The sequence below is a fragment of the Hyphomicrobiales bacterium genome, from assembly GCA_030688605.1.
Lineage (GTDB): Bacteria > Pseudomonadota > Alphaproteobacteria > Rhizobiales > NORP267 > JAUYJB01.
The window spans coordinates 19,840-37,966 of the sequence record JAUYJB010000014.1 but is presented as its reverse complement, the minus strand read 5'-3'; the positions used below and the strand labels follow the sequence as shown (position 1 = coordinate 37,966).

Genomic DNA, 18,127 nt, shown 5'->3' with positions numbered 1-18,127 from the left:
CAGTTCTTACGACTCTGCTTACGACTCTCTGAGAAATTGCTTTACCGTGGTGAGAAACTGGGCGACCGAGATCGGCTTCGATATATAGGCTTCACAGCCACCGGCGCGGATGCGCTCCTCATCCCCCTTCATCGCGAATGCGGTCACTGCGATGACCGGTATGGAGCGCAGCTCATCGTCTTCCTTCAGCCATTTCGTCACTTCCAGACCAGAGACTTCCGGCAGTTGGATGTCCATGAGGATAAGGTCCGGCCGGTGCTTGCGCGCAAGGTCCAACGCCTCCATGCCGTTGCGGGTCTCGACCGTGTTGTAGCCGTGTGCGTCTAGCAGGTCGTGGAAGAGCTTCATGTTGAGCTCATTGTCCTCCACGATCAGGACGGTCTTGGCCATCGGCAAAGTTCCCCTAGACGCGTTTGACGCGCCTGCTTGTGCCCCCAAGCTGCGATCCGGCGCACAGCAAGCGACGAAGAACCGGCCTCCGCCACTGCCGGATATTAGAAGGCAAACATGTAACCAATGGCTTAATCCTCTGCTAGAAGTGGCGTTCGAAATGCCGCGAAAGGCAAGGCCCGCAGCGTACCGGAACGATGAACCTTCCGACCCATGCGACCGTAGATTCGCTTGAGCTGGACCCCCGGCCGCTCGTTATCTGCGACGTTGATGAGGTGGTGCTGCAATTCGTAGCCGCCTTCGAGCGGCACATCGTCCGCCACGGCTTCCGGCTCGACCCGCGCAGCTTCGCGCTGTTTGGCAACATCAAGCGCGGCGGCGACGATTCTGTTGCGGACGATGCCGAGGTCGGTAACCTGCTGCGCAGCTTCTTTGCCGCCGAGACAAGCCGGATGGACCTCGTTCCCGGCGCCCTCGACGCGCTTCGGGCGCTGAGCGAACGCGCCCAGATCGTGCTCCTGACCAACATCCACGCCACCCATTTCAAGGCGCGGCTTGAGAATTTGCGGGCGCACGGGATCCTCTATCCCGTGGTCGCCAATGAGGGGCCGAAGGGTCCGGCGGTCGCCAGCATTTGCACATTGCTCGCCGCGCCCGTCTTCTTCATCGACGATTCGCCGAGCAATATCCGCTCCGTCGTGCGCGAGGCGCCGCATGCGCACGTCATCCATTTCATGTCCGACAGCCGCTATTTGCAGCTTGCCGAGCCGATTGAGGGCGTGCGCCTGCGCACCGGCCAATGGGACGAAGCGCAAAGCTTCATCGAAACCGTCATCGCCCGTGAATTCGAGCGCCGCACATGAGCCGATGAGCATGCCCTCCCACCGCATCGGCATCGACTTTGGCGGCACCAAGATCGCCGGCATCGTCCTCGATTCCGAGAACCGGACCGTCGGCGAGGCGCGCATCGCGACGCCGCGGGGCGACTATGAGGCAACCCTGCGCGCCATTGCCGGGATGATCGAAAGGCTGAAACGGCGTTGCAAGGCACAAAGTACGCATGTCGGAATGGGCATCCCCGGCTCGATCAGCCCGATGAGTGGGCGCGTCCAGAACGCCAACTCGACCTGGATCAACGGCCGCCCGCTGGCAGACGACCTCGCCAAGCTTCTGCACGACCCGCTGCGTATCGAGAACGACGCCAACTGCTTCGCCCTGTCGGAGGCTGCCGATGGGGCGGCCGCGGGCGCGCAGTCGGTGTTCGGGGTCATTCTGGGCACCGGCTGCGGCGGCGGCATCGTCATCGCCGGGAGGCTCGTCAACGGCCCGCGAGCGATCGGCGGCGAATGGGGGCATTTCCCCCTGCCCTGGCCGCGGGCGGACGAGGTTCCCGGCCCGCTTTGCTGGTGCGGCAGGCGCGGCTGCATGGAATGCTGGGTCTCCGGCCCGGCTCTGGAGCGCGACTATGCGCAAGCCGCGAAATCCCGGCTGACGGCCCCTGAGATCGAGGCCCGCGCCACGCGCGAGCCATTGGCGCGCGCCGCGCTTGATCGCCATGCCGACCGGCTGGCGCGCGGGCTAGCCGCGGTCGTCAACATTCTCGATCCGGAAATCATCGTCCTCGGCGGCGGGCTCTCAAAAATGGACCACCTTTATGCTGAGCTTCCGGGGCTGATGGCACCCTTCATTTTCTCCGGCGACAAGGGCGTCGATATCCGCCGCCCCGCGCATGGAGCGGAAAGCGGCGTGCGCGGCGCCGCGCGCCTGTGGAACTGACCGTAGCGGCTATTTGCACTCCGCCTCGGGCAGAAACTCGATCTGCCGCATCCGCCCTTCCAGCGCGTAATCGCCATAGTCGAGCAGCAGCGAATCGCTAACCCCGTTCTCGTACAGATCGAAAGAGAATTTGTAGACGGGACGCGCTTCGCCGCTGCGGTCGTCCTCGGCGTCGAAATAAGCGATGGTCACCGGCCAGGTCGACAGTCCCTTAAGCTCTCCGGCACGCCGCGCCGCGGCGTTCTGATGCCGTGGCTTGGCGGCGGCGCCGATCACGGCCGTCGTCTCATAGACCTTGTCCCCGCTCTCCGAGCCGTCAAAAAGGCGCATCTGAAGAACGCGCCGGCCGGCGCCCGCGGCCGCGATCAACGCGCGCATATGCTCGGTCGGAAACGCCACATCGCCGGTAAACGACACGGTCTTTCGCTCCGGTGCGTCGAGCTTCACGGCAACCGGCCCACCGCTGGGGCGATAGGCCTTGCCGCGGGTCGTCTCGCCGTTCCCGGAGTCCATATATTGCGTAGTGCTGAAGCCGAAGGCGCCGCCGTCGCCGGCCTCCCAGGTCGAGGAGCGCAAATCGCTCACCGCCGCCGTGCCGTCCTCCTCGACCACCTGGTTGACCCAGCGCATATTGACCACATAGCCGGTGCAGGAATCGCCCCTGAACTCGAACACCAGCCGGCCGCTCATTCCGGCGACGCCGGAAGCCGGCTCCGCCCGCGCCAGATTCAAGTCGTAGACGGCGCGATGCGCGCTGAGCGCCGCCGCCGTGGCCGCAACCGTCATGCTGATGGCCCAAGCGCCGGCGAAGAAGAGCGTCATTGCCGCCGCCAGGGCTGGACGCAACGAGCGCATGCGTGTCAGTTTAGAGTTCAAAGCATGATCCGGTCATTTGACCCGGCCCTTTTCGGATTCGCAACCGCCCGCATTTGATCACGCCGCTCGACCGCCAACAAGGGAGACCCGACCGTGCCAGAATCCGCTCGTCCTTTGCTTGCCGTATCCCGCCTTCTCCCTGCCGCGGTTGAACGGCGCATCGCGGAAAGCTACAATGCCCGCACCAACCCGGACGATACGATTTTCGACGGCGAGGCGCTCATCGCCCATGCCGAAGGCGCCGACGGCCTGCTCGTCTGCCCGACCGACAAGCTGAACGCCGAACTCATCTCGAGGCTGCCCGAGAGCGTGCGCATCATCGCCACCTTCTCCGTCGGCTACGATCATGTCGACGTCAAGGCGGCGGCCAAACGCGGCATCGTCGTGACCAACACCCCGGAGGTGCTCACCAACGCCACCGCCGACCTGACCTTTCTCTTGCTCCTGGGGGCTGCCCGCGGCGCTTCCTGGGGCGACCGGATGGTGCGCGAAAAACGCTGGGATATCTGGACCCCGACCGGTCCGCTCGGCGTCGAGGTCAACGGCAAGCGGCTCGGCATCCTCGGTTTCGGCCGCATCGGCCGCACCGTCGCAAAGCGCGCCCGTGGCTTCGACATGGAAATCCACTATCACGACCGCGCCAGAATCCCTCCGGATCTGGAGGAAGGTGCGGTCTTCCACTCCGATTTGATTGAATTCCTCGGCCACTGCGCCTTTCTGTCGATCAATTGCGCCTCCACCCCGGAGACGCAGGGCCTGATCAACGCGGAGCGCATCGCCGCCCTGCCCGACGGCGCCATCCTGGTCAATTCGGCGCGCGGCGACATTGTCGACGACGACGCGGTGATTGCGGCGCTCCAGTCGGGCAAGCTCGCCGCCGCGGGCCTTGACGTGTTCCGCGGCGAGCCGAACATCGATCCGCGCTATCGCGACCTGGAAAACGCCTTCCTGCTGCCGCATCTGGGCAGCGCCACCAAGGAAACGCGCGACGCCATGGGCTTCCGGGCGCTCGACAATCTCGACGCCTTTTTTGCCGGCCAGACGCCAAAAGACGCAATAAGGCCTTAAGGGGAGCGGCGATGAGCGGACGCATCGAAGCGCAGTTGAAATCGCACGGCGTCAGCCTGCCGCAGGCATCAGCCCCCGCCGCCAACTACGTCCCCTTCGTGCTGAGCGGCAATCTGTTGTTTATCGCCGGCCAGCTCCCGGTCGAAGACGGCATGATCGCCCATACGGGCAAGCTCGGCGGCGGCGTCTCGCTTTCCGACGGGCAAGCCGCCGCCCGGCTCTGCGCCGTCAACATTCTGGCTCAGGTCAAGGCTGCGACCGGCGATCTCGACAAGGTCGTGCGCTGCGTCAAGCTCGGCGGCTTCGTCAACTGCACCGCGGACTTCGGCGACCAGCCGAAGGTGATGAACGGCGCCTCCGACCTGATGGTCTTGGCCTTCGGCGAGACCGGCCGCCATGCCCGCTTCGCGGTCGGCGCCCCGTCGCTGCCATTCGATGCCGCCGTCGAGGTCGACGCCATATTCGAGATCGCATGAGCGGCCTGTCCTGGCTGACCGCACAACATATCGCCCACCGCGGCCTGCACGACGCGGTCAAGGGCATCGTCGAAAACACGTCGTCTGCCGTCGCGGCGGCGATGGCCGCGGACTATGCGGTGGAGGTCGATCTGCGGCTTGCCGCCGACGGCGAGGCGATGGTGTTCCACGATTCGACCCTCGGCCGGCTTACCGAAGAGGGCGGTCTGGTGATTGGGCGCAACTCGGAGGAATTGCAAAGGATTCGCTTCCGGGGCAGCGGCGATCGGATGATGGATCTGGGCCAGCTCATCGAACTGGTCGACGGCCGCACGCCGCTGATCCTCGAGATCAAGAGCCAATGGGACCATGTCGGCCCGCTGGAGCACCGCGTCGCCGAAGTGCTGCGCGGCTATGGCGGGCCCGTCGCGGTGATGTCGTACGACCCCGATTCGCTCATGGCCTTCATCGAATTGGCCCCGGACCTGCCGCGCGGCATCGTGTCGGAGCGTTTCCGCAACCGCGACGCTTGGCCGAAATTGTCGGACTGGCGCCGCTTCCGGCTGCGCCACATGCTGCATAGCCACCGCACCCGACCGCAGTTCGTCGCCTACGACATCGACGGCCTGCCGAGCGCCGCGCCGCTCCTTGCGCGCCATCTGTTCGGCCTGCCGCTCATCACCTGGACCGTGCGCACCGAGGCCGACCGGCGGCGGGCGAAATTGTTTGCCGACGCGATGATTTTCGAAGGGTTCTTGCCGTAAAATAGCCGCAGGGCGGGGGAAAGAGCGTCGATCAGAGGACCAACAAGTCGGCATGGGCGACCGCGAACCCGTCAAGGCCAGAGTGATCGGAGAGATCGGCGCCGTCGCCGCCGCCGACTGGGACGCCTGCGCCGGGGTCAGGCACCAGGACGAGGCCCGAGGAATTCCCTATAATCCCTTCATTTCACATACATTTCTTTCCATTCTCGAGAAATCCGGAAGCGTCTCCGCCAAGGCCGGCTGGATGCCGCAGCACATCGTCGTCGAGGACGATGCCGGCGGCGTTGCCGCTTGCATGCCCTGCTACGTGAAAAGCCACAGCCACGGCGAATACGTATTCGATTGGGGCTGGGCCGACGCCTTCGAGCGCGCCGGCGGCAGCTACTATCCGAAGCTACAGGTCGCCGTCCCCTTCACGCCGGTCCCCGGCCGCCGGCTACTGGTGCGCCCGGACCTCGATGCACGCCATTTCGGCGCCGTTCTCGCCGAGGCCGCCGAGCAACTCGTTAGGCGCTACGGCATGTCATCGGTGCACATCACCTTTCTGAGCAAGCCCGAATGGGACCTACTCGGTTCCCGCGGCTTCCTGCAGCGCACCGGCCAGCAGTTTCACTGGAACAATGCCGGTTACGTCGATTTCGAGGCTTTCCTGAGCGCGCTTGCCGCGCGCAAGCGCAAGCAGATCCGTCGCGAGCGCCGCGACGCCCAGGCCGGCGACATCACGATCAAGTGGCTCACGGGAAAGGAGGTCACCGAGGCCCATTGGGACGCCTTCTTCGCCTTCTATTTGGACACCGGCAGCCGGAAATGGGGCCGGCCCTATCTCAACCGCCGCTTCTTCAGCCTGCTCGGCGAGACGATGGCCGTCGATGTCTTGCTGATTTTCGCTTACCGCGCAGGGCGGCCCATTGCGGGCGCCCTTAACATGATCGGTTCCGATGCCCTTTACGGCCGCTATTGGGGCGCCATCGAGGAGCATCCCTTCCTGCATTTCGAGCTTTGCTACTACCAGGCGATCGAATTCGCGATTGCCCATCGCCTCGCCCGCGTCGAGGCCGGCGCCCAGGGACCGCACAAGCTGGCGCGCGGCTATCTGCCGCAAACGATCTATTCGGCCCATTGGATCGCTGATCCCGGCCTGCGCCGCGCGGTCGCCCGCTTCCTCCACGAGGAGCGCGCCCATGTCGCCTTCGAGCAGCGCCTGCTGGCCGAACAAGCGCCGTTCAGAAAGGACGGAGCCCTTGACCGGCCCGAAGAGACCTGAGTAGGAAAAGCGGGCCGAATTCAAGGGGGGTGACCATGACTGCCAGCTATGACAAGGACAATATCTTCGCCAAGATCCTCCGCGGCGAGATACCCTGCCACAAGGTCCACGAGGACGACGCGACCCTCGTCTTCATGGATATCATGCCGCGCGCCGACGGCCATGCGCTGGTCATCCCCAAGGCGCCTTCGCGCAACCTCCTCGACATCGCGCCCACCGACCTTGCCGCGGTCATGGCGGTGGTGCAGAAGGTCGCGCGCGCGGCGCTCAAGGCGTTCACGGCCGAAGGCGTGCTGATCCAGCAGTTCAACGAGCCGGCGTCCGGTCAGATCGTCTTCCACACCCATTTCCACGTCATCCCGCGCTGGCACGACGTGCCCCTCAGGCCGCACACCGGCGAAATGGCCGATCCGGACGTTCTCGCCGCAAACGCGGAGAAACTGCGCGCGGCGCTCAAAGATGAGAGAACAGAATAAAGCCGCCGACGAGCACCACCTCGCCGACGAAGATTCCGAGCGCCATGGCGCGCCGACCCGCGAAATAGACGCCGAGCCCAATTGCAAACGCGCCCAGCCGCAATAAGAGCGGCGCCTCGGCGAGCGCGCCGGGCGGAAAGCAGACTATGCGCGCGATCAGCGCCGCGACCAGCGCCGTCGAGATCGCCCGCGCGAACAGAAACACCTCGCTGCCTTCGTTGACCCTGAGCGCGGCAAAAACGCCGATGACGCGCCAGATGTCGGTCGCAAGCGTGCCGGCGACGAACAGCATGACGAGCCAGCCATATCCTTCTGCCGCCATCATGTCCGCCGCCTCCTCCTCCGGTCGATGAGATAGGCCGCCGTACCGCCGACAAGACCGGAAAGCACAAGCTCGAAGCCCGGCAACGTGACGAAGACGAGCGGCCCGAGCACGAAGCCGAACAGCAGCGCCAGCCGGTCGGCCGGAGTATCGGAGGCGCGCAGCATCGACAGCACGAAATAAAGCGGCGTCAGGAACAACAGCCCGGCGGCGAGCTCCAGCGTGAGTAGGGCCGCGGCCTCGTAGCCGACGATTGTCGCAACGAGATTGGTCGAGACCAGAACCGAGCAGAAGCCCCAATAATAGGGCACCCGCTCGGCCCGCGACATTCGCGGCAGCCGCTGCATCGATTCGACCCAGATGGTGATGGCGCAAAAATGCGACAGCAGAAGCTGGTGCAGCCTGCCCGTGCGCGGGCCGCGCAGGATCGGCATCAGCACGACGACGAGCGGCATCAACCGTACAGAGGTCAGCGTGACCCCGATGGCGGCGCTCCATAGCGCCGCGCCGGCGGCCATCTCGCTGACCAGGACGACCTGACCCGGCAGCGCCCAGACGAACAGCGCGATCGCGAGCGCCTGGATCAGGGTGAGCCCGCTCTCATGAACGAGCGCGCCATAGCCGACAAAGGAGCAGATGAGAATGAAGGCCCCGGTCGACGGCGCCCGCCGCATGCCCCGGAGAAAGGCAGCGCGGCGGCTCAGAGCCGGCCGTTCGCCCTCCCCTGGGTCAAGACCCGCCAAGACCGCCGGCTATTCGACGAGCAGCGGAACCCGCGGCACCAGACTGCCGCCCCCACCGGAAGAATCGCCGCCTTTCTTCTTCTTGCGCGAACGGGCCTTGCCGGCAGCCTTCTTGCGCCCGCCCGCGGCCTTTTTCTTCGCCGCCGGCTTGCCGCGCGCTTCAATCGGAGGCGACGGCTTTACGGGCGGGTCCTCGTTGAAGAATTCGAAGCTCAGATGCTGGCCGTCTTCGGCCACCGTCACCTTGACCGTGCCGCCCTTTTTCAGCCGCCCGAACAGGACCTCGTCGGCGAGCGGCTTCTTGATGTGTTCCTGGATGACACGGGCAAGCGGCCGGGCGCCGAACTTTTCGTCATAGCCGCGCTCGGCGATCCACTTGTTGGCCTCCGGCGACAGGTCGAAGGTGACGTTGCGGTCGGCGAGCTGCACCTCGAGCTCGAAGATGAACTTCTCGACCACCTTGGCGATCACCTCCGGCGGCAGGCGGGCGAATGTGACGACGGCATCGAGGCGGTTGCGGAATTCCGGCGTGAACAGCCGGTTGATCGCCTCCTCGTCGTCGCCCTCCCGCTTCGACCGGGTGAAGCCGACGGCAGCCTTGGCGAGATCGGCAGCACCCGCATTGGTGGTCATGATCAGGATCACGTTGCGGAAGTCGACCCGCTTGCCGTTATGGTCGGTCAGCTTGCCGTGGTCCATCACCTGCAAGAGAATGTTGAACAGGTCCGGATGCGCCTTCTCGATCTCGTCCAGCAGCAGCACGCAGAATGGATGCTGATCGACGCCGTCGGTGAGAAGGCCGCCCTGGTCGAAGCCGACATAGCCCGGCGGCGCCCCGATCAGGCGCGAAACGGTGTGCCGCTCCATATATTCCGACATGTCGAAGCGTAGGAGCTCGATGCCGAGAAGATCGGCGAGCTGGCGCGCGACCTCGGTCTTGCCGACCCCGGTGGGTCCACAGAACAGGTAGCTGCCGATCGGCTTCTCCGGCTCGCGCAGCCCCGCCCGCGAGAGCTTTATGGCCGCGGCGAGGGCTTCGATGGCCTGATCCTGCCCAAACACGACCCGATTGAGATGGGTGCTCAGATGCGAGAGCACCTCGGCATCGTTCTTCGACACGGTCTTGGGCGGAATCCGCGCCATGGTCGCGATGGTTGTCTCGATCTCCTTGATGCCGATGGTCTTGCGGCGGCGGGAATCGGGCAGCAGCATCTGCGAGGCCCCGGTCTCGTCGATGACGTCGATGGCCTTGTCCGGCAGCTTGCGGTCGTGGATGTATTTGGCCGCCAGCTCCACCGCCGCTCTGATCGCCTGCTCGGTGTAGCGGATGCCGTGGAACTCCTCGAAATAGGGCTTCAGACCTTTCAGGATCTTGATCGTGTCGGGCACCGTCGGCTCGACAATGTCGATCTTCTGGAAGCGCCGCACCAGGGCGCGATCCTTCTCGAAATATTGGCGGTATTCCTTGTAGGTGGTAGAGCCGATGCAGCGCAGCGTACCGCTTTGCAGCGCCGGTTTGAGCAGATTGGAGGCGTCCATCGCGCCCCCCGAGGTGGCGCCGGCGCCGATCACGGTGTGGATCTCGTCGATGAACATGATGGCGCCCGGATAGGCCTCGATCTCCTTGACCACCGCCTTCAGGCGCTCCTCGAAATCGCCGCGATAGCGGGTGCCGGCCAACAGCGCGCCCATGTCGAGCTGGAAGATGGTCGCCTTCTTCAGGACGCCGGGTACCTCGCCATGAACGATCCGCCGCGCCAGGCCCTCGGCAATCGCCGTCTTGCCGACGCCGGGATCGCCGACGAACAGCGGGTTGTTCTTCTGCCGCCGACACAGCACCTGGATGGTGCGGTGGATCTCCGCCTCGCGCCCGATCAGCGGATCGATGCGCCCTTGCGCCGCCTTCTTATTGAGGTTGACGCAGTAAGCGTCGAGTGCATCGGCCTTGCGCTTGGTCTCCTCGCTGCCTTCGACCGTGGCCGCGTCCTCGTCGGCGCCGCGCACCGGGCGCGCCTCCGACATGCCCGGCCGTTTGGCAATGCCGTGGCTGATGTAGTTGACCGCGTCGTATCGGGTCATGTCCTGCTCCTGCAGGAAATAGGCGGCGTGGCTCTCGCGTTCGGCGAAGATGGCGACCAGCACGTTGGCGCCGGTCACCTCCTCGCGACCGGAGGATTGGACATGGATGACGGCGCGCTGGATGACCCGCTGGAAGCCGGCGGTGGGTTTGGAATCCTCACCCAGATCGGAGATCAGATTGTCGAGCTCATTGTCGACATATTCGACCAGATTGGCGCGCAGCACGTCGATGTCGACGTTGCAGGCGCGCATCACGGAGGCTGCGTCCTGATCGTCGATGAGCGCCAACAGCAGATGCTCGAGCGTCGCATATTCATGGTGACGCTCATTGGCCAGCGACAATGCGTGGTGCAGGGCCTGTTCCAGTTGTTTTGAGAAGGTCGGCACGGGCGGCTCTACTCCTTTTCCATCACGCATTGTAGCGGGTGCTGGTGCTTTCGTGCAAAGTCCATGACGTGCGTCACCTTGGTTTCCGCCACCTCATAGGTGAATACGCCGCACATGCCGACTCCGTTATGGTGGACATGCAGCATGATCCGGGTCGCCTCCTCGCGCCCCTTGTTGAAGAACCGCTCCAGCACATGCACGACGAATTCCATCGGCGTGTAGTCGTCATTGAGCAGCAAAACCTTATACAGTTGCGGCCGTTTCGTCTTGGGCCGCGTGCGGGTGATGATTCCCGTTCCCGGCTCGCCCTTGCCGCTGCCGTTGTCGCCCGCGCTCATGCGCGCTAAGAGCACCGGGGCGGAGAGTTCGAAAAGTGCCGCGTTGATCTCCTTCATGGGTTTACTCGTATGAATTCGCGTTCGAGCCTGCGCCTCCCTGTCCCACGATTCCGGAGCTATACTAGAAAGCCTATCGATCTCTGACCAGACCGCAAGATAGGACAGCGCGAATTGAAATCAAATCAGCGTGCACAGATTGTGGCCACCGGATGTTTTTCCACTGAAAAAAAAAGAGCCCGGCGCTGGCGCCGGGCTCCAAGATAAAGGAGGAACCGCAGAAAGAGAGTTACTTGGTGGCCTTGTTTACCGCTGTCTCGATCGGCTTGTAGACGTCTTTGGCGACCCCGGCACAGAGCTCGCCCAGCTTGGTAACTTCGCCAACATAGTCCTCGTAGGCCGTGCGGGCGAAATCGGCCTGCGCCTCAAATGCCTTGTCGAGCGACTTGGCGCCGACGACCTTCTCGAAGGCCGCCGTGGAAGCTTCGAAATTCTTCTTCGAGTAGTCGGCCATCTCGGCCGCGATCGACTGCCAGCCCTTGGTGACCGCACCAAAGCTCTTGATGGTGACGTCGATGTTGTCCTTGCTGAATTTTTGGAAGTCTTCAAATCCGTTGATCATCTTAATCGCTCCGTTTGAAATCCTGTTTCGACGCCGATTCGTATCCGTCTGTGTGTCGATCCGGCGTTCTGGATATGAATATATGCACTGCACAAAAATAGTCAAGAAAATACTGCACTGCACAAAATGGACCCTCCAAGCCCGCGCGACCGGGGCCGCGGCGGCGGCAAAATGACCGGACTTAAAGCTTTTGTAACCGGGCGATCCTACCCTGCCTTCCCCGTGACAAGGAACGTTATCCAAAGGGCGCATTTTTCGGCCTTGTCGTGCGTTCGCAAATATGGGATTCGGTAGCAATGCTGGGGAGCACCCAATCTCGTTTGTCGGCTTCGTTTTTGATCGCGCTGGGCCTGGCCACGATGCTGGCTCCGCCGCAGGCGCACGCGCGCCCCGGTGGCTGGTCGCAGAGCAAATACGCGGCCATCGTCGTCGATGCCAACGCCGACCGGGTCCTGTACTCGCGCAACGCGGACGACCAACGCTTCCCAGCGTCGCTGACCAAGATGATGACGCTGTACATGCTGTTCGCCGAAATGCGCGCCGGCCGCGTCACCGCGTCAACGCAGATCCGCTTCTCCGCCCACGCCGCCGGTCAGGCACCCTCGAAGCTGGGGCTCAAGGTCGGCCAGACAATATCGGTGCGATCGGCGATCCTGGTCCTGGTGACCAAATCGGCGAACGACGTCGCCGCCGCCATTGCCGAGCATATCGGGACCAGCGAATCCGCCTTCGCCGCGATGATGACCGACCGGGCGCGGGCTCTCGGGATGAAATCCACCACCTTCCGCAACGCCTCTGGGCTGCCCGACCCCCGACAGCGCAGCACCGCCCGCGACATGGCGACACTGGCGGCCGCTCTGATCCGGGACTTCCCGGACTATTACGACTACTTCAAGACCCGCTCCTTCGCCTATCAGGGGCACAATTATCGCAATCACAACCGGCTGCTCGGTCGGGTTTCAGGCGTCGACGGCATCAAGACCGGCTATACCCATGCCTCCGGCTACAATCTCGCGGCCTCGGCGCAACGCGGCTCCCGTCATCTGATCGCCATCGTCATGGGCGGTCCGAGCGCGCGCGCGCGCGACGATCACGTGACGGCGCTCTTGAATCAGCAGTTCGCCAAGGCATCGACGGCAAAGACGAAGATGGCGCACGCTGTCACCCTGCCCGCGGTGGCGCCCTTGCCGGCGATACGGCCGGTCGCGGCGGCGGCTCCGCAGCTTGCAAGCGCAGAACCGGAACCCGCCGCCTCGGTCAAGCCGCACCTCCTGCCCGCTCCCACCCCGGTCAATCCGCGCCTCCTGCCCGCTGCCGCCTCGGTCGCGCCGGCTTCCGGCGGCGATCCGATCGCCGAGGTGCTGGCGATGTCGCAGCCGGCCGAGGGCGACGATGAAGCCGAGGACACGGCACCTCCCTCCGAGGGCGACACCGTCATCGCCAAGGTGCCGGCGGCGGAGATGCAGACGCAGCAGCCATCCCACATCACGATCGTCGCGCCGATGCCCACGCCGCGGCCGCGCATTGTCCCCGACACCAAGGTGACCAACGCCATCGCCGAACGCCTGCGCGAAAAGTGGCTGATCCAGATCGGCGCCTACGACGACGAGCAGGCGGCGCGCAGGAAGTTGCGGGACGCCCAGCGCAAAGCTGAAATCCTCAGCGACCGGCTCGCCTATACCGAGTCGGTGAAGACGGACGCCACGACACTTTACCGGGCGCGGTTCTCGAGCTTCGACAAGGCCGCCGCCGAGGCCGCCTGCAAGAAGCTCAAAGAGGCCAAGTTCCCCTGCCTGCCGATACGCCAATAGGCCGGCCAGGCCTTCCTAACGCCGTTTGCCGCCGCGCTTGAGCAACAGGTCGCGGGCCTCGTTGAGCTTGGTGGCGAGATAGGTGGAGCCGCCTTGATCGGGGTGCAGATTCTTCATCAGCCGGCGGTGGGCGGTGCGGATCTCCGCCTCGCTCGCGCCCCTGGCGACGCCGAGGACCTTGTGCGCCTCATCCATCGTCATCGGCCCCGTGGCGCCGCTTTTCCCATACCGGGTGCCGCCATCGCCGCCATTGCCGGCCCGCGCCTCGCCCGTCCCCTCTCGCCAGTCGGGAAAGCGGCGGTCAAGATAGGTCTCGATGAGCGCCACGCTTTCGGCGTCATGCGCCACCTCGCCATAGAGCTCCTGCAGCTCCGCCAAGCTCATTTTGCCGAGCCGCTCACCGCCGAACCGGCCTGTCCGGACCGTGCCGTCCATCTCGCCAGTGTCGTGATCCAGCGTCATGTCGAGGTGACGCGAGCGCACCCGCGAGCGCTGCCCGGCCGACTTCTGCGCGCTGCCGGGGAAGCTCGGCCAGCCGCGCATCAGGATCGAGAAGCCGAAAAAACCGAGCGGCAATGCCAGAGCCCAGCGCCCGACCAGCGCCAGGAGGCCGGCGATGAGAAGCATGGCGATGCCGGCAATGCGGTGCATGTTGCTGGTAAGCGTGCGCACGTCGGCGTTGGCGAAAAAATATAGCGCCATGACGACGAGCGCGACCAGGAACACCAAACCGAGGAATGCCGGCATCTTGCCTACCGAAGCTGTTCGAGCAACAAGCGGCCGCGGCCGCCTTTGGCGCTCAAATTCTCCAGTGCCGCGCGCCCGCCCGCCGCATAGACGGCAACCGCCGAGAGCAATTCGCGCAATTGGTTGGCGGCGGCCACATCGAAGCGGCACCAGGCGCCTCCGGTCAGCCGGGCGATCTCGCGAAAGGCGCGCTCGGCGAGCGGCTCATAGCCCTCCTGGAACATGAAGGCCGGCACGTGCAAGAGGCCGAGCTTGCCGGCCTCGGCGCACAGATGGTCGAGTTCTTCCTCCATGCAGTCGCCGACATAGACCAGCGCATGAACCCGCTGCCGCGCCGCCTCCTTGCGCGCATGGGTCAGCACCTTGCCGATCTGGGTGTGGCCGCCGCGGCAGTCGATGCGGGTCATCAGTTCGGCCAAGTGTTTCGGGTCGTCGACCCATTTGCTCGCCCGGCATTCGCGAAAGCCCCGGAAATAGACGAGTTGCACATCGAGTCCACCGATCGCCGCGGTCTGGTGGAACATCTCCGCCTGATGCCGGCAGGCGCTGTCCCAGGTGGGCTGCCGGCTCATCGTCGCATCGAGGGCAAAAATCAGCCGGCCGCGTTCCCCGGACGCACGCAGGAGCGTAAGCCGGCGCGCCGTCTTGAGAAAATCGTCGATCTGCGAATGGCTGGAGGTCTCCGCCGGCTTTCCCGGCGTGCCGCTCTCAACCACCTCTGCTTTCGGTTTGTCCCTGTTGGCCATGGCTCTGTGCACCGATGCGGCGCGTCGCCGCCTACTCAGATTATGCTTATTCACATTAGATGGCGGCACGGCGGCAAAAAAACAAACCTCCGCGCAGCGCCTATCGCCCTTCCGGATCGAGGGACAGGAGCGCCGCATTTCCGCCCGAAGCGGTTATGTCGGTCGACGTCACGCGCTCTACCGCAAAACGGGGCAGATAATGCGGCCCGCCCGCCTTGGGTCCGGTGCCGGAAAGTCCCTCGCCGCCGAAGGGTTGCGCCCCGACGACGGCGCCGATCTGGTTGCGGTTGACGTAAATATTGCCGACCCGCACCCGCGAGGCAACCTCGCTGACGGTCTCGTCGATGCGGCTATGCACCCCGAGCGTCAGGCCGTAGCCGGTGGCGTTGATGGCCTCGCAGACCTGCGCCAGCCTTCCGGCCTGAAAACGCACCACATGCAGGATCGGACCGAACACCTCGCGCTTCAGGACCAAAATCGAGTCTATCTCGTAGGCCGCCGGCGCCACGAAAGTGCCGTGCCGCGCGGCCGCCGGCAGCCTAAGCTCGACCAGCGTCTTTGCCTGTTTGCGCATCTGCGCCTTGTGAGCTTCCAGCGTCGCGCGCGCGTCCTCGTCGATCACCGGGCCGACATCGGTGGCATAGTCGAGCGGGTCGCCGATCGTAAGCTCCTGCATGGCGCCGACCAGCATCTCGAGCAGCCGGCCGGCGATATCCTCCTGCACGCACAGCAAGCGCAGCGCCGAGCAGCGCTGGCCGGCGCTGTCGAAGGCCGAGCGCACCGCGTCCCGCACCGCCTGCTCCGGCAGAGCGGTTGAATCGACGATCATGGCGTTGATGCCGCCGGTCTCGGCGATCAGCGGGACAATCGCGCCGCCACGCCCCGCCAGCAGTTTCTGGATCGCATCCGCCGTCTCGTTGGAGCCGGTGAAGGCGATGCCGGAAACGCGCCTGTCGGCGACGAGCCGCGCGCCGACCACCTCGCCGGCGCCCGGCAGGAGTTGGATGACATCGTCGGGGATGCCGGCTCGATGCATCAGCCGCACGGCCGCGGCAGCGACGAGCGGGGTCTGTTCAGCCGGCTTGGCGAGGACGGTGTTGCCGGCGGCGAGCGCGGCTGCGGCCTGGCCGGTGAATATGGCGAGCGGGAAGTTCCACGGGCTGATACAGGCAAAGACGCCGCGCCCATGAAGATGCATTTCGTTCCGCTCGCCAGTCGGGCTCGGCAAAGTCCGGGGACCGGCGAATTGACGGCGCGCCTGAATGGCATAGTAGCGCAGGAAATCCGCCGCCTCGCGCAGATCGGCAAGCGCATTGTCGAGCGTCTTGCCGGCCTCGCGCACCATCAGCGCCATCAGCCGTGCGCCGTTGGCCTCATAGAGGTCGGCGGCCTGTTCCAGAAGTTCGGCCCGCTCAGCGCCGCCGCGCCGGTCCCACGCGGGTTGCGCGGCCGATGCCGAGGCAAGCGCCGCCTCGACCGCGGCCTCGCCCGCTTCCACGACCGTACCGACGCGGACCCGGCGGTCATGGGGCGAGAAAATCGTCCGTTCCGCACCGGAGCCGGCCTTGCCGGCGACGATCGGACCGGCATCGGCCTTCTCCTGCAGCGCACTTTGCATCGCCGCGATCAGCGGCCCCCGCACCGCATCCTCGTGCAGCAAGAAGCCGCGGCTGTTCTTGCGCTCGGGAAGAAAAACATCGCCGGGCTGAGGAATGCGCGGGTGCGGAATGATCTTCCGCGCCGCGACTTTTTCCGCCGGGTCGAGGATGATTTCCTCGATCGGCGCCGCGTCGTCGGCCAGACGGTTGACGAAAGAGGTGTTGGCGCCGTTCTCGAGCAGCCGGCGCACCAGATAGGCGAGCAAATCCTCGTGGCTGCCAACCGGCGCGTAGATGCGGCAGGCAACGCCGAGCCCATCGGGCCGGGTCGCATCCTCGTAGATTGCCTGTCCCATGCCGTGCAGGCGCTGGAATTCGTAATCCGCGCTGCCGCCGGCAAGGGCATGCACCGCGGCGATGCTGTGGGCGTTGTGGGTCGCGAACTGGGCATAAAAGCAATCGCGGTGGGCGAGCAGAAAGCGCGCGCAGGCAAGAAACGAGACGTCGGTTGAAGCCTTGCGCGTGAATACTGGATAAGACTCAAGCCCCGCTTCCTGGGCGCGCTTGATCTCGCTGTCCCAGTAGGCGCCCTTGACGAGCCGCACCGGAATCCTGTGGCCCGTTTGCTCGGCCAGCGCCTTGAGCCAGGCGAGCACCGCCATGGCGCGCCGCGCATAGGCCTGCACGGCGATGCCCAGCCCGTCCCAGCCGGCAGCGGCGCGATCGCCGATGAGAGCCGCGAAAACCCCAAGCGTCAGATCGAGCCGGTCCATCTCCTCCGCGTCGATGGTCAGCGCCAGCCCGCGCTCGCGTGCCGCCGCGACGAGGCCGGAAAGCCGCGGTACCAGCTCGGCCATGATGCGGGCACGTTGTCTCGGCTCGAAGCGCGGATGAAGCGCGGACAGCTTTATGGAAACGCCCGGGCGGGCGAAGATGCTCTCCCCCTCTCCCAGCCCGGCATGTTTCGCAATGATTTCAGCGGCATGCAGGTATGCATCGAGATAGCGGGCAGCGTCGCGCGCGGTCATCGCCGCCTCGCCGAGCATGTCGAAGGAGAAGCGGTAGCCTTGCCTTGCCTGCGGCTCGCCGAGCCGAAGCGCTTCCTCGATGGTGCGGCCGAGCACGAACTGACCGCCGATGATGCGCATGGCGTGGCGCATCGCTTGCCGGATGATGGGCTCGCCCGACTTGGCCACCAGCCGCTTGACGAGGCTCGCCACGTCGCTTCCCTCGCCCTCGCCGAGATCGACGACGCGACCGGTCAGCATCAGCCCCCAGGTCGAGGCGTTGACGAGAAGCGAATCGGAATGGCCGAGATGGGCTTCCCAGGCGCGTCCTCCGATCTTGTCGGCGATGAGCTTGTCGGCTGTGTTGGCGTCGGGAACGCGCAGCAGCGCCTCGGCAAGGCACATCAGCACCACGCCCTCCTCGCTCGACAGCCCGTATTCGCTCATCATCGCGTCAACGCCGCCGAACTTTCGGCGGCCGGCGCGCGCCGCCTCGACCAACCGCCGCGCATTCTTCTCGACCCGCGCGCGCATCTCCGGTTCAAGACGCGCGGCTGGCAGCAGCGCGCGGACGAGCGCGGCCTCTTCTGCGAGATAGTCGGCCGCAATCGCCTGGCGCAACGGCAGCTCAATAGGGGTATTGGCGGCGGGCCGCATGGCG

18 protein-coding genes are annotated in these 18,127 nt (G+C 65.2%); 8 read left to right on the top strand and 10 right to left on the bottom strand.

The features are described 5' to 3' along the window. Nucleotides 1-18 precede the first annotated feature (18 nt). Nucleotides 19-390 carry a response regulator gene (locus Q8P46_01830; protein ID MDP2618910.1) on the bottom strand — a complete coding sequence of 124 codons (372 nt, stop codon included), beginning with the start codon at nt 388-390 and terminating at the stop codon, nt 19-21. A 197-nt stretch (nt 391-587) separates the two neighbouring features. On the opposite strand from Q8P46_01830, the gene Q8P46_01825 reads away from it, so the two are divergent. Together Q8P46_01825 and Q8P46_01820 are read left to right on the top strand one after the other, a co-directional pair. Beyond that, nucleotides 588-1,253, top strand: coding sequence for a hypothetical protein (locus Q8P46_01825; GenBank protein ID MDP2618909.1), 666 nt, complete (start codon nt 588-590; stop codon nt 1,251-1,253). Between the two features lie 4 nt (nt 1,254-1,257). Further along, a complete protein-coding gene (locus Q8P46_01820) occupies nt 1,258-2,166 on the top strand; it encodes an ROK family protein (GenBank protein MDP2618908.1) in 909 nt (302 codons plus the stop codon). A gap of 9 nt (nt 2,167-2,175) precedes the next feature. Here Q8P46_01820 and Q8P46_01815 read toward each other — a convergent pair whose 3' ends face one another. Next, nucleotides 2,176-2,988, bottom strand: a complete 813-nt coding sequence (locus Q8P46_01815) for a cell envelope integrity EipB family protein (GenBank protein ID MDP2618907.1) — start codon at nt 2,986-2,988, stop codon at nt 2,176-2,178. 147 nt (nt 2,989-3,135) lie between these two features. On the opposite strand from Q8P46_01815, the gene Q8P46_01810 reads away from it, so the two are divergent. The 5 genes from Q8P46_01810 to Q8P46_01790 are packed head-to-tail and all read left to right on the top strand — an operon-like array spanning nt 3,136 to nt 7,069. Next, the gene (locus Q8P46_01810) at nt 3,136-4,110 is read left to right on the top strand and encodes a D-glycerate dehydrogenase (GenBank protein ID MDP2618906.1); all 975 of its coding nucleotides are present in this window, start codon (nt 3,136-3,138) and stop codon (nt 4,108-4,110) included. Nucleotides 4,111-4,121: 11 nt separating this feature from the next. Next, nucleotides 4,122-4,586 carry a RidA family protein gene (locus Q8P46_01805; GenBank protein ID MDP2618905.1) on the top strand — a complete coding sequence of 155 codons (465 nt, stop codon included), beginning with the start codon at nt 4,122-4,124 and terminating at the stop codon, nt 4,584-4,586. Then, a complete protein-coding gene (locus tag Q8P46_01800; protein ID MDP2618904.1) occupies nt 4,583-5,329 on the top strand; it encodes a glycerophosphodiester phosphodiesterase family protein in 747 nt (248 codons plus the stop codon). The genes Q8P46_01805 and Q8P46_01800 overlap by 4 nt, the downstream gene beginning before the upstream one ends. Before the next feature lie 52 nt (nt 5,330-5,381). Beyond that, nucleotides 5,382-6,593, top strand: coding sequence for a GNAT family N-acetyltransferase (locus Q8P46_01795; protein MDP2618903.1), 1,212 nt, complete (start codon nt 5,382-5,384; stop codon nt 6,591-6,593). Nucleotides 6,594-6,628: 35 nt separating this feature from the next. Further along, nucleotides 6,629-7,069 carry an HIT family protein gene (locus tag Q8P46_01790; protein ID MDP2618902.1) on the top strand — a complete coding sequence of 147 codons (441 nt, stop codon included), beginning with the start codon at nt 6,629-6,631 and terminating at the stop codon, nt 7,067-7,069. Here Q8P46_01790 and Q8P46_01785 read toward each other — a convergent pair. From Q8P46_01785 to Q8P46_01765, 5 genes are all read right to left on the bottom strand, one after another. Then, entirely contained in the window at nt 7,047-7,391 is a 345-nt protein-coding gene (locus Q8P46_01785; GenBank protein ID MDP2618901.1) for an AzlD domain-containing protein, read from the bottom strand. The genes Q8P46_01790 and Q8P46_01785 overlap by 23 nt on opposite strands. Beyond that, nucleotides 7,391-8,134, bottom strand: a complete 744-nt coding sequence (locus Q8P46_01780) for an AzlC family ABC transporter permease (GenBank protein MDP2618900.1) — start codon at nt 8,132-8,134, stop codon at nt 7,391-7,393. The genes Q8P46_01785 and Q8P46_01780 overlap by 1 nt, the downstream gene beginning before the upstream one ends. A gap of 9 nt (nt 8,135-8,143) precedes the next feature. Then, a complete protein-coding gene (gene clpA, locus Q8P46_01775) occupies nt 8,144-10,600 on the bottom strand; it encodes an ATP-dependent Clp protease ATP-binding subunit ClpA (GenBank protein MDP2618899.1) in 2,457 nt (818 codons plus the stop codon). A gap of 8 nt (nt 10,601-10,608) precedes the next feature. Next, nucleotides 10,609-10,938: an ATP-dependent Clp protease adapter ClpS gene (clpS, locus tag Q8P46_01770; protein MDP2618898.1), complete on the bottom strand. Its 330-nt coding sequence runs from the start codon at nt 10,936-10,938 to the stop codon at nt 10,609-10,611. A gap of 286 nt (nt 10,939-11,224) precedes the next feature. After that, nucleotides 11,225-11,557, bottom strand: a complete 333-nt coding sequence (locus Q8P46_01765) for a phasin family protein (GenBank protein ID MDP2618897.1) — start codon at nt 11,555-11,557, stop codon at nt 11,225-11,227. Between the two features lie 320 nt (nt 11,558-11,877). Here Q8P46_01765 and Q8P46_01760 point away from each other — a divergent pair, with 320 nt between their 5' ends. Then, nucleotides 11,878-13,368, top strand: a complete 1,491-nt coding sequence (locus tag Q8P46_01760; GenBank protein ID MDP2618896.1) for a serine hydrolase — start codon at nt 11,878-11,880, stop codon at nt 13,366-13,368. Between the two features lie 15 nt (nt 13,369-13,383). On the opposite strand, the gene Q8P46_01755 is transcribed toward Q8P46_01760, so the two are convergent. From Q8P46_01755 to putA, 3 genes are all read right to left on the bottom strand, one after another. Then, entirely contained in the window at nt 13,384-14,115 is a 732-nt protein-coding gene (locus Q8P46_01755; GenBank protein MDP2618895.1) for a DnaJ domain-containing protein, read from the bottom strand. 5 nt (nt 14,116-14,120) lie between these two features. Continuing rightward, nucleotides 14,121-14,861 carry a VWA domain-containing protein gene (locus Q8P46_01750; protein MDP2618894.1) on the bottom strand — a complete coding sequence of 247 codons (741 nt, stop codon included), beginning with the start codon at nt 14,859-14,861 and terminating at the stop codon, nt 14,121-14,123. A gap of 100 nt (nt 14,862-14,961) precedes the next feature. Continuing rightward, entirely contained in the window at nt 14,962-18,123 is a 3,162-nt protein-coding gene (putA, locus tag Q8P46_01745; protein MDP2618893.1) for a bifunctional proline dehydrogenase/L-glutamate gamma-semialdehyde dehydrogenase PutA, read from the bottom strand. Nucleotides 18,124-18,127: the final 4 nt, after the last annotated feature.

Excerpts from the sequence above, each read along its gene's own strand:
- Q8P46_01830 (MDP2618910.1), bottom strand. The coding sequence starts at position 390 with ATGGCCAAGACCGTCCTGATCGTGGAGGACAATGAGCTCAACATGAAG.
- Q8P46_01825 (MDP2618909.1), top strand. The coding sequence starts at position 588 with ATGAACCTTCCGACCCATGCGACCGTAGATTCGCTTGAGCTGGACCCC.
- Q8P46_01820 (MDP2618908.1), top strand. The coding sequence starts at position 1,258 with ATGAGCATGCCCTCCCACCGCATCGGCATCGACTTTGGCGGCACCAAG.
- Q8P46_01815 (MDP2618907.1), bottom strand. The coding sequence starts at position 2,988 with ATGACGCTCTTCTTCGCCGGCGCTTGGGCCATCAGCATGACGGTTGCG.
- Q8P46_01805 (MDP2618905.1), top strand. The coding sequence starts at position 4,122 with ATGAGCGGACGCATCGAAGCGCAGTTGAAATCGCACGGCGTCAGCCTG.
- Q8P46_01800 (MDP2618904.1), top strand. The coding sequence starts at position 4,583 with ATGAGCGGCCTGTCCTGGCTGACCGCACAACATATCGCCCACCGCGGC.
- Q8P46_01795 (MDP2618903.1), top strand. The coding sequence starts at position 5,382 with ATGGGCGACCGCGAACCCGTCAAGGCCAGAGTGATCGGAGAGATCGGC.
- Q8P46_01790 (MDP2618902.1), top strand. The coding sequence starts at position 6,629 with ATGACTGCCAGCTATGACAAGGACAATATCTTCGCCAAGATCCTCCGC.
- Q8P46_01785 (MDP2618901.1), bottom strand. The coding sequence starts at position 7,391 with ATGGCGGCAGAAGGATATGGCTGGCTCGTCATGCTGTTCGTCGCCGGC.
- clpS (MDP2618898.1), bottom strand. The coding sequence starts at position 10,938 with ATGAGCGCGGGCGACAACGGCAGCGGCAAGGGCGAGCCGGGAACGGGA.
- Q8P46_01765 (MDP2618897.1), bottom strand. The coding sequence starts at position 11,557 with ATGATCAACGGATTTGAAGACTTCCAAAAATTCAGCAAGGACAACATC.
- Q8P46_01755 (MDP2618895.1), bottom strand. The coding sequence starts at position 14,115 with ATGCCGGCATTCCTCGGTTTGGTGTTCCTGGTCGCGCTCGTCGTCATG.
- Q8P46_01750 (MDP2618894.1), bottom strand. The coding sequence starts at position 14,861 with ATGGCCAACAGGGACAAACCGAAAGCAGAGGTGGTTGAGAGCGGCACG.
- putA (MDP2618893.1), bottom strand. The coding sequence starts at position 18,123 with ATGCGGCCCGCCGCCAATACCCCTATTGAGCTGCCGTTGCGCCAGGCG.